This window comes from Oleiphilus sp. HI0086 (assembly GCF_001635225.1).
In genome coordinates, this window is sequence record NZ_LWFZ01001262.1 from 1 (window position 1) to 905 (window position 905).

At 46.5% G+C, this 905-nt stretch carries 2 protein-coding genes; both read right to left on the bottom strand.

What is annotated here, in order from left to right; translation table 11 throughout:
* Positions 1-468 (bottom strand): alanine dehydrogenase (locus A3756_RS21865; RefSeq protein ID WP_368664613.1); only part of this gene is annotated, 468 nt, incomplete at its 3' end.
* A 157-nt stretch (positions 469-625) separates the two neighbouring features.
* A partial coding sequence (locus A3756_RS21870; protein WP_156490678.1) for a DUF934 domain-containing protein occupies positions 626-905 on the bottom strand: 280 nt, incomplete at its 5' end.

The following is a 905-nucleotide window of genomic DNA, read 5'->3' on the forward strand; positions in this document are numbered from 1 at the left end:
GCGACCTCCCTGCGATTTCTCAAGGCAGTGAGCGCCTGCCTGAATTGACATTCGGCCAGCAATCTCTGACATTGGTGTAAGAAGAGGAAGGTGTCCCGCAGCATCGGAAACCGTCTCATAGGCGATGCACGTTGCTTTACTATCTAGCAAGTCGCTTGTTTGCTGAAGATCTGGTGCAAGGTGTAAATATGTAAACAGTATATGACCTGCGGTGAGCTGGCTGCGCTCCCAGGCTTGCGGCTCCTTTACCTTAAGAATCAGGTTTGCTTGGTGAAAAATATCAACAGCAGATTCGAGCACAGTCGACCCTGCGTCAAGGTATTCTTGGTTTGAAAAACCGGATCCTAATCCTGCATCTTTCTCTATAAAAACCTTATGTCCATGAGAATAGAGCTCGTGAGCAATGTTAGGCGTCATGGCGACGCGGAATTCGTTATTTTTGACTTCTTTTGGTACACCAATACGCATTGCTGACTCCTTTAAAAAACGCCAGATATGTTATTAGTATAGCTGTATTTTTAGCGGATGAAGAACGACGTAAGGGGAAGAGGAGGGGGAGTTTGTTTGAAAAGCTCCACCTCTAAGATCCTGGTTTGGGGTCTTAGAGGTGGGTACTAAGCACTCGTTAGCCGCGACGGCGAAATAGTGGTTGATTCATAAAGCTTGCTGCTTGATAAGATTCAGTAAAGTCGGACAAGCCTTCTTGTGCGACCTCAATATCTTTGTCTTCTCGAACTGCATATGCGTCAAAACCGCAGCGTTTCAGATAGAAAAGCTGGTCGTGAAGAATGTCGCCAATTGCACGAATTTCACCCTCAAAGTTCAAACGGTCGCGAAGTATACGAGCATAGGAGTAGCCGCGCCCGTCAACAAACTTAGGGAAGTTTATTGCAATAGCAGGAAGC